Source organism: Tabrizicola sp. (assembly GCF_051645465.1).
Lineage (GTDB): Bacteria > Pseudomonadota > Alphaproteobacteria > Rhodobacterales > Rhodobacteraceae > Tabrizicola.
In genome coordinates, this window is sequence record NZ_JBOFBI010000050.1 from 1 (window position 1) to 8,546 (window position 8,546).

Below are 8,546 nucleotides of genomic sequence, written 5' to 3' on the forward strand. Positions count from 1 at the left end.
ACTTCGTCTCCTCGTCGGCGCGTCCCAGCGAGGAGGAGACGAAGTCGAACGACGAGCGAACCGCTTGCGCTATCAGGGAAAATCCGTAACCTCGCGGCATGGACGACCCCATCGCCGCCCTGATCGAGAAATGCGCGGCCCAGGACCGGGCGGCCTTCCGCACACTCTATCGTGACAGTTCTGCGAAACTCATGGGGGTCCTCCTCCGTATCCTCAAGGAACGCGCGGAAGCGGAGGATGCGTTGCAGGAGGTCTACACACGGGTCTGGGTGCGCGCGGGGCGATATGACCCCGCGAAAGGCCGGGGCATGACCTGGCTCATCGCCATCGCCCGTAACCTTGCGATCGACCGGCTGCGGGCCCGCCCGGATGCACAAAGCGACGACGAACTGGAGACCATAGCCGACAGCGCGCCCCGCGCCGAAACCCGGCTGGTGGCGCAAGGCGAGGCGAAGCGGATGGCCGACTGCTTCGCCACGCTTGAACCCGAACGTGCGGATGCGGTGAAGGGTGCCTACCTCAACGGCCTCTCCTACGTCGACCTTGCCGCCCGCCATGCCGTGCCGCTCAACACCATGCGCACCTGGCTGCGCCGAAGCCTCCTCAAGCTGAAGGAGTGCCTCGACACATGACCGACGCACCCCTCACCCCCCGCGAAGCCGATGACGCGCTGGCCGCCGAGTATGTGCTGGGCGTCCTCGACCTTTCCGAACGCGCCGAGGCCGAGGCCCGCATCAAGCGCGATCCCGCCTTTGCCGCACTCGTTACCGATTGGGAGGTTCGCCTGTCAGACCTGAACGACGAATACGCCGAGGCGCCCGCGCCAAATCTGCTGCCAAAGATCGAGGCGCGGCTCTTCCCGAAGGCGGCAACAAGCAGTCCCGCCTGGCGTGGCGGGCTTTTCGGCTGGCTTTCCGGCGCAGTTGTCGCGGCCTCGCTGGTTCTGGCGGTCCTGGCCCTGGTCGCGCCACCCCAGTCGGAGCTTGTGGCGATGCTGGCGACGCCCGACAACCGCCTCGCTTACGAGGTCAGCCATTTTGGTGACACGCTGCAGGTGACCCGCGTCGCGGGTGTCCCGGCGCCTGCCGGACAGGTTCACGAGCTTTGGGTCATTGCCCCCGGTGAAGGCCCGGTGTCGCTTGGTCTCTTGCAGGACGAGCCGTTGGTCGTCACATACCCTGCACCGCCCGAAGGCCATATCCTGGCTGTGTCGCTTGAGCGCGACGGCGGTTCGACAACGGGCGTGCCAAGCGCATCGGTGATCCTGATGCAGAGGATCGGCGACGACGCCTGATCACGAGAGCGTGAGCGCGAGCTCGCGCTGAAACTTCCCCGAATTGGCGCCGTTCTTTCGGATGTGAGGCGGGAATGACCCCGCCTGAACACCGAAGGGAGAACCACCATGACAGCTCTGAAACTCGCCACTGCGATCCGTGCCCTCAGCACCGGCATGGCGCTGGCCGAAAACCCGATGGTCGGCGGTGCGCCGATGTTTGAAGACAAGAACATCGTCGAGAACGCCGTGAACTCGAAAGACCACACCACCCTGGTTGCCGCCGTTCAGGCCGCGGGCCTGGTGGAAACCCTGTCGGGCGCTGGCCCCTTCACTGTCTTCGCCCCGACCAACGACGCCTTCGCCAAGCTGCCCGCGGGCACTGTCGAAGACCTGCTGAAGCCCGAGAACAAGGACACGCTGGTCAAGATCCTGACCTGCCATGTCGTGGGCGCGAACGCTCTTGCTGCCGACGTGAACAAGATGATCGCGGATGACGGCGGGATGCACACGATCAAGACCGTCGGCGGCTGCGAGTTCACCGCCATGGTCGAAGGCGACATGATCAAGATCAAGGACGGCCAGGGCAACGTCGCTACCGTCACGATCGCAGACGTCAAGCAATCGAACGGCGTGATCCACGTCATCGACACGGTGCTTCTGCCCGCGATGTGATCCCTTTCGCAGGCAGTCACCCGGGCGGCTGGGTTGGTCACTCAGCCTAGCCGCCCGGACGTCCGCCAGGGTCCGGAGGTGATGCAAATCCCCTCTTCCCGCCTTCGGCTCTTGGTAGGGTCTTCGGGCACGTCCCGAAGACCCCTTTTTTGTACTCGCACGCCCGTTGACCGGTGCCCGGCCCCTGCCTTAGGCTCCCCGTGATTTCATCCGATCCCGGAGCCCGATTATGCGCCCCTTCAAACCCGTTCTTGCCGCCTTTCTTGCCCATGCCCTTCTTTCATCGCCACTTCTGGCCGAGGGCAAATCGATCATCGTTCTCGACGCATCAGGCTCGATGTGGGGCCAGATCGACGGCCGCGCAAAGCTTGAGATCGCGCGCGAGGCTCTTTCCGCCGTGCTCTCCGGCGTTCCCGCAGAAACCGAACTGGGCCTGATGGCCTATGGTCACCGCGAAAAGGGGTCTTGCGAGGATATCGAGCTGGTCGTGCCCCCGGCGGCGGGGACTTCTGGCGCTATAACAGACGCCGCCAATGCGATGAAATTCCTTGGCAAAACCCCACTCACAGAAGCGGTCCGCCGTGCGGCTGGCGAACTGAAATCGACCGAAGCAAAGGCAACCGTCATCCTCATCACCGACGGGATCGAGACCTGCGAGGCCGATCCTTGCGCTTTGGGGGCCGAGCTTGAAGCCTCGGGCGTCGACTTCACCGCCCATGTCGTAGGCTTCGGCCTGACCGCCGAGGAAGGTGCCACCGTCGCTTGCCTCGCCGAGAACACCGGCGGCAAGTACATCGAGGCCAAGGATGCCGGGAGCCTCGTCGAGGCCCTGAAGACCACCGTCGCCGTGGTTGAACCCGAACCGGAACCCACGCCGCCCCCGGAGCCCGAAAAGCTGGCCGAAAACGTCGATCCCATCGCGCATTTGGCCGCAGGCGGGCCGGAACCGGAAGAAGACCTCAACGACGACGTCTACTACGATTTCTTCGCAATTGCCGCCGATGGCACGGTTGCAGCCGAATCCACGACCATCTACGGCACAGCCAAGGGTGCGCTTGCCCCCGGCAAGTACCAGATGCGCACTAGACTGCATGATGCAATCGTGACGCAAGACGTTGAAATCGGGCCGGAAACCGCGCTTTCCGAGCCTGTCGCCGTCCTGGATGCCGGCATCCTGAAGCTGACCCTTCGGCCTGCCCCGGGGGCCGATCCCGACCCCGATGCCTATTGGGAGATGCGCGGCCCGAACGATATCGGCGAAAGCAGCTACGGGTCGGCCTACTATGTGTTCCCCTCGGGAGAATATGGCTTTCTTGCACGCCTGGGCGCCGCAGAGACGACCCAGTCCGTGGTGATCGAAGCAGGCAAGGTCACCGATCTGGACCTGGTGATCGGCGTCGGAGTGGCCGCGGTCGAGGCGTTCTACACCGAAGGCATGAAGGTCGAGGGTGGTGAGCACTTCGTGGAAATAGTCGAGGCGAAGAAGGACATCGACGGCAACCGCAAGTCGGTTGGCTATACCTATGGGGCGGGCGCGACGTTCGACGTTCCCGCAGGCGACTACGTCGCTGTGGTCAAGCTCGGCGCTGCCGTCGCCGAAGTGCCTTTCACCGCGAAAGTGGGCGAGCGGATCGACATCGCAGTGCCGCTCAACGCGGGCATCGCGGCCTTCACGACGCAGAGCGACGAGTTCATCGAGGTTCTGTCTCCGAAGCCCGATATCAACGGCAACCGGGCGTCCTTCGGCTATTCCTACGGGCCGAACTGGCAATACGCCTTTCCGGCAGGCGAATACGCTGTCGTTGTAAGTAAGGACGGCAAGTCAGCCGAGACGCCCCTCGCGGTGAAAGCCGGCGAGCGGACCGAACTGACGCTTCCGGCGCCCTGATGCGGGAAGTCGCGGGCCGACCGCATGAGGCGTTCGCCAACATCGCCCCAGAACCGATTGATCCAAAATGAAAAAGCCACCCGGAAGGGCGGCTTTCCTGCACTGAAAGGGCTGTTACTCAGCCGCTTCTTTCGGCGGCTCTCCGTCCGGCTTACCCTCGCCTCGGGGCTTGCGTGGCCCGCGCGGCCGACGGCTGGCGCGCTCTTCCCCGGTTGGGGCTTTGGCCTCGACAGCAGGTGTCTCAGGTTCGACCCTTGGCCGAACCACCGATTCCGGCGTGTCGATCAGCCCGGTGTCGTCACCTGCGGCAAGGTCGATGACATCGGTGACAGCCGGTTGCTCTTCGGACCCGAAATCCCGCTCGGCGCGAAAGTCGCGGTTGAAGTCCCGGCGTTCGCCACGGTCCTGGCGTTCGGGCCGGTCACCACGTTCGCCCCGGTCCGGGCGATCCGGACGATCCTGCCGGTCGCCACGTGGCTGGCCCTGCTGGCCACCATTCTGGCCCCCGTTTTGCCCGCCGTTCTGGCCACCATACTGACCGCCGTTCTGGCCGCTTTGCTGGTACTGCTGCTGCCGCGCTTCCTGTTCGGCAGCGAGTTCCTTCATCGCTTCGGCCAGCATGCGGGTATAATGCTCGGCGTGCTGCAGGAAGTTCTCGGCCGCAACGCGATCGTTCGAGAGCTGGGCGTCGCGCGCCAGCATCTGGTACTTCTCGATGATCTGCTGCGGCGTGCCACGCACTTTGCCCTCGGGACCCGAGGAATCGAAGACGCGGTTTACGATGTTGCCGAGGGTGCGCGGGCGGTTCTGGCTGGAACGCGAGCGTTTCTTGGAAGAGCGCATCTGGTCCTTATGATGGCTTTGGCCTGCAACCGCCGCCCGTCGTGGGCAGCTTGAATTGAGTCAGCAAGGCCGGCATTTGCTAAGGCAGGTGCAATCCCGCCCGTAGCGCAGCCCAGTAATCACAGGCCGGGACGCCTGACAAGTGATATTTGCATGAACCTGGCGGATTGCGCGGGTCTCAGGCAGCGCCGCCACTGTCCGCTGGGCCAGGTTTCGCCCCGGTGACCACCCGGTCGCGCCCGTCCATGTCGGGCAGAATGCGGATCGCGTCCAGCCCCGCCGCCTGGAACAGGCTGACGACGGCCTGCCCTTGCGTCGGCCCGATCTCGACCAGCAGCCGCCCCCCCGGCACCAGCCGCGCCCCCGCCCCCCGCGCAATCGCCCGGTAGGCGTCCAGCCCGTCGCCGCCCGGCGTCAGCGCCAGATGCGGCTCCCAGTCCCGAACCTCGGGCGCAAGGTCGGCCATTTCGGCCGCAGCGATATAGGGCGGGTTCGAGACGATCAGATCAAACGCCCCCGTGACGGCCGAGAACCAGTCGGACTTCCGGAACCTCGCCTGCGCCTCAAGCCCCAGATCACGTGTGTTCCCGACCGCAACCTGCAGTGCCGCGTCGGAGATATCGGTCCCCACCCCCCGCGCCATCGGCATGCCCTTGAGGCAGGACAGAAGGATGCAGCCCGTCCCGGTGCCAAGGTCCAGCATCTTCAGGAACGGCCGCGACAAGGCCTCGGCCACCAGCGTCTCGGTCTCGGGCCGCGGGTCGAGCGTATCGCGGGTGACGCGGAACGAGAGGCCCCAGAAGAGCCGCCGCCCGGTGATCTGGGCCACCGGCTGGTGTGCGATCCGGGCCGCCAGAGCCTCCTCGTATGACTTCGCCTGCGGCTCCGTCATCTCGTCGGGAAGCTTCAGCGTCAGACGGTCGTGTGCGATGCCCAGGGCATGGGCCAGAAGCACCCGCGCATCGCGGGCCGCGTCTTCGATCTTGGCGTCCTGGAGAAGCGGAATGGCGCGGCGCAGGGCATCAGAGGCCTTCATCCCTCCATCTCCGCCAGCTTCCCGGCCTGGTCATGGGCGACAAGCGCGTCGATCACCTCGTCGAGATCGCCGCCCATGATCTGCGGCAGGGCATAAAGCGTCAGGTTGATCCGGTGGTCGGTCATCCGGCCTTGCGGGAAGTTGTAGGTCCTGATCCGCTCGCTCCGATCCCCGCTTCCGACCTGAGACTTCCGGTCCGCCGCCCGCTCCGAATGGAGCCGCTCCCGCTCCGCCTCGTAAAGCCTGGACCGCAGCACCTGCATCGCGATTTCCTTGTTCCGGTGCTGCGATTTCTCGGACGAGGTCACCACGATCCCGCTTGGCAAATGCGTGATCCGAACCGCCGAGTCGGTGGTGTTCACGTGCTGCCCGCCCGCACCGGAGGACCGCATCGTATCAATCCTGATGTCGCTGGCGGGGATATCGATATCCACATCCTCCGCCTCCGGCAGGACCGCCACTGTCGCGGCCGACGTATGGATGCGCCCCTGTGCTTCGGTCTCGGGCACCCGCTGCACCCGGTGGACACCCGACTCATACTTCAGCCGGGCAAAGACCCCCTCGCCCGACACCAGCGCCACCAGTTCCTTCAGACCCCCAAGGTCGCTCGCCTGCTCTTCCAGCACTTCCCAGCGCCAGCCCATCCGTTCCGCATGCCGCTGATACATCCGCGCAAGGTCACCCGCAAAGAGCGCCGCCTCATCACCCCCTGTCCCCGGCCGGATCTCGATGATCGCCGGGCGGGCGTCCGCAGCATCCTTCGGCAACAAAGCCAGCCGCAGCGCCTGCTCCATCTCGGGGATCCGCGCTTTCAGCCGGGGCAGCTCCTCCTCGGCCAGGGCCTTCATCTCGGGGTCGGACAGCATCGCCTCCGCCTCGGCCAGATCGTCCAGCGCCTGCCGGTAGGCGCGGATTTCCTCGGCCACGGGCTTGAGGTCAGTGTATTCCCTGCTGATCCGCGCAATCTCGGCCGGGGCGGCGCCCGTGTTCAGCTGGGCTTCGAGAAACTCGAACCGCTGGGTGATCTGGGCAAGCTTGTCTAACGGAACCATGGCCGGGGTTTGGCCCCTTCGGCCCCCACGGTCAAGGGGGCGCTAGAGCCGCGACAGCCAATCCTTCAGCCGCGCCGCGTTCACCCCGAAGTCCGACCGCCCGAACCGCGACCGGGCAAAGATCGCGATGTCAGCCGTTGCTACGTCCGACTGCCCGGCCTCCGCAGTCGTGTAGTCGGGGAAGCCCCAGAGCGCCGACCGGGTCACCCAGGTGATCCGCCCACCCTCGGGGCTGCCGGCCAGTCGCACCGTCCGTGGCGTCGCCATCGCAATCTTGTCCAGTCGCTGCAGAACCTCCGGCAGCCGACCCGGTAGCCAGACGAACGCCCGCGCCGAGTTCATCGTCGTGGTGATCGCGGCAGGGTCGTCCAATGGCGTGATCACATGCTGACCGGTTGCCGGAAGAGGCGGGATTGGACAGATCTGCCAGACCGCCGGATCGGAGGGCGCAAACCGGACGTAGAGCCCAAAGGCCCCCATCAGTATGGCGACAACCCCAAGTATGAAGTACACCGTCATGCGCCGCCGCCCTTATCGTTTGGTCTTCGCCCAGTGATAAAGGCAGATAAGCTCATAGGCCACATGCGCCCCCGCAATCGCCGTGGCCCCCGTGGTGTCATAGGGCGGCGAGACCTCGACTACATCCCCACCCACCAGGTTGATCCCCGCCAGATCGCGCAGCATCGCCGCCGCCTGCCAGCTGGAAAGCCCACCCCAGACCGGCGTCCCCGTACCGGGCGCATAGGCGGGGTCCAAAGCATCGATGTCGAAGGTCAGATATGTGGGCCGGTTCCCCACGATCCCCTTCACCTTCTCAACCACCGTGGCGACCCCCCACTCATGCGCCTCCCGCGCCGTGATGACGTTCACCCCAAGATAATCCTCGGTCGTCGTCCGGATCCCGATCTGGACCGAGGTCGTGGGGTCCGCATAGCCGCCCTTCACCGCCTTGTAGAACATCGTCCCATGGTCGATCCGCAAGGGGTTGTCGTCGGGCCAAAGGTCGGAATGCGCGTCGAAATGGATCAGGGATATGGGCCCGAACTTCTCGGCATAGGCCTTCAGGATCGGGAAGGTGATGAAGTGATCGCCCCCCAACACCACCGACCCCGCCCCAGCCGCAAGGATCCCCCGGATATGCGCCGTCAGCGTCTCGGGAAACTCCGCCACGTTCGCATAGTCAAAGGCCACATCGCCATAGTCGACGACCGACAGCTCCTCCAGCGGATCCGTCCCCCAGCCGGGAGGCGGGTCGTAGGGCATCAGGCTAGACGCCTCACGGATCGCCCGCGGCCCGAACCGCGTCCCTGACCGGTGGCTGACCGCCTGATCGAACGGCACGCCGGTAACGGCCAGATCGACCCCGGCCAAGTCCTTCGTATAGGTCCGGCGCAGAAAACTCGCCGCCCCCCCGAACGCATTCTCGAAGGCATAGCCCCGCAACCCCTTCCGGGTGATCGCGGTATCGACTTCGTTCTTGGCATCTTCCAGGGCCATCTGAGCCTCCCTCCAGGATCGCGCTATCGTTTGCAAACCCGGAGACCGCGCTCATCCGTCAGCGCAAAGGGTGTAGAGGCCCGGCAGCCGTAGTCAACCCAAGGCTAGATCGCGTCACTGCGATTCACCGCTTTCATCTTTGCCCAAGGGTCTACCCTAGCTGAGGGGTTCTGGGAGCGTGCTAAGGTGCTCTCATGGCTTGGAAAAACCGGTATCTGTTTCGGGGGAGAATCTCGGAGCGCAAGTTCCGCGATCTTCTGCGCCTGTTTGCCCTTGATCTGA

Annotated in this window: 9 protein-coding genes and 1 pseudogene; 5 read left to right on the forward strand and 5 right to left on the reverse strand. The window is 65.1% G+C overall.

What is annotated here, in order from left to right; all coding sequences use genetic code 11:
• The first annotated feature begins 98 nt into the window (after positions 1-98).
• From ACRCSW_RS03105 to ACRCSW_RS03120, 4 genes are all read left to right on the forward strand, one after another.
• Positions 99-632 (forward strand): sigma-70 family RNA polymerase sigma factor, encoded by a 534-nt coding sequence (locus ACRCSW_RS03105; RefSeq protein ID WP_438702523.1) that lies wholly within the window; start codon positions 99-101, stop codon positions 630-632.
• Positions 629-1,294, forward strand: a complete 666-nt coding sequence (locus tag ACRCSW_RS03110) for an anti-sigma factor (protein WP_438702524.1) — start codon at positions 629-631, stop codon at positions 1,292-1,294. The genes ACRCSW_RS03105 and ACRCSW_RS03110 overlap by 4 nt, the downstream gene beginning before the upstream one ends.
• A 108-nt stretch (positions 1,295-1,402) precedes the next feature.
• Entirely contained in the window at positions 1,403-1,948 is a 546-nt protein-coding gene (locus tag ACRCSW_RS03115) for a fasciclin domain-containing protein (RefSeq protein ID WP_438702525.1), read from the forward strand.
• Positions 1,949-2,177: 229 nt separating this feature from the next.
• Positions 2,178-3,836: a vWA domain-containing protein gene (locus tag ACRCSW_RS03120; RefSeq protein ID WP_438702526.1), complete on the forward strand. Its 1,659-nt coding sequence runs from the start codon at positions 2,178-2,180 to the stop codon at positions 3,834-3,836.
• Between the two features lie 114 nt (positions 3,837-3,950).
• Here ACRCSW_RS03120 and ACRCSW_RS03125 read toward each other — a convergent pair whose 3' ends face one another.
• From ACRCSW_RS03125 to speB, 5 genes are all read right to left on the reverse strand, one after another.
• Positions 3,951-4,679: a DUF4167 domain-containing protein gene (locus ACRCSW_RS03125; RefSeq protein ID WP_438702527.1), complete on the reverse strand. Its 729-nt coding sequence runs from the start codon at positions 4,677-4,679 to the stop codon at positions 3,951-3,953.
• A 178-nt stretch (positions 4,680-4,857) separates the two neighbouring features.
• Positions 4,858-5,715: a peptide chain release factor N(5)-glutamine methyltransferase gene (prmC, locus tag ACRCSW_RS03130; protein ID WP_438702528.1), complete on the reverse strand. Its 858-nt coding sequence runs from the start codon at positions 5,713-5,715 to the stop codon at positions 4,858-4,860.
• Entirely contained in the window at positions 5,712-6,767 is a 1,056-nt protein-coding gene (prfA, locus tag ACRCSW_RS03135; protein ID WP_438702529.1) for a peptide chain release factor 1, read from the reverse strand. The genes prmC and prfA overlap by 4 nt, the downstream gene beginning before the upstream one ends.
• Before the next feature lie 42 nt (positions 6,768-6,809).
• Positions 6,810-7,286 carry a DUF1499 domain-containing protein gene (locus ACRCSW_RS03140; protein ID WP_438702530.1) on the reverse strand — a complete coding sequence of 159 codons (477 nt, stop codon included), beginning with the start codon at positions 7,284-7,286 and terminating at the stop codon, positions 6,810-6,812.
• 12 nt (positions 7,287-7,298) lie between these two features.
• Positions 7,299-8,264, reverse strand: coding sequence for an agmatinase (speB, locus tag ACRCSW_RS03145; protein ID WP_438702531.1), 966 nt, complete (start codon positions 8,262-8,264; stop codon positions 7,299-7,301).
• 194 nt (positions 8,265-8,458) lie between these two features.
• Here speB and ACRCSW_RS03150 point away from each other — a divergent pair.
• Positions 8,459-8,546: pseudogene (locus ACRCSW_RS03150) on the forward strand (IS1595 family transposase); the annotation flags it as partial.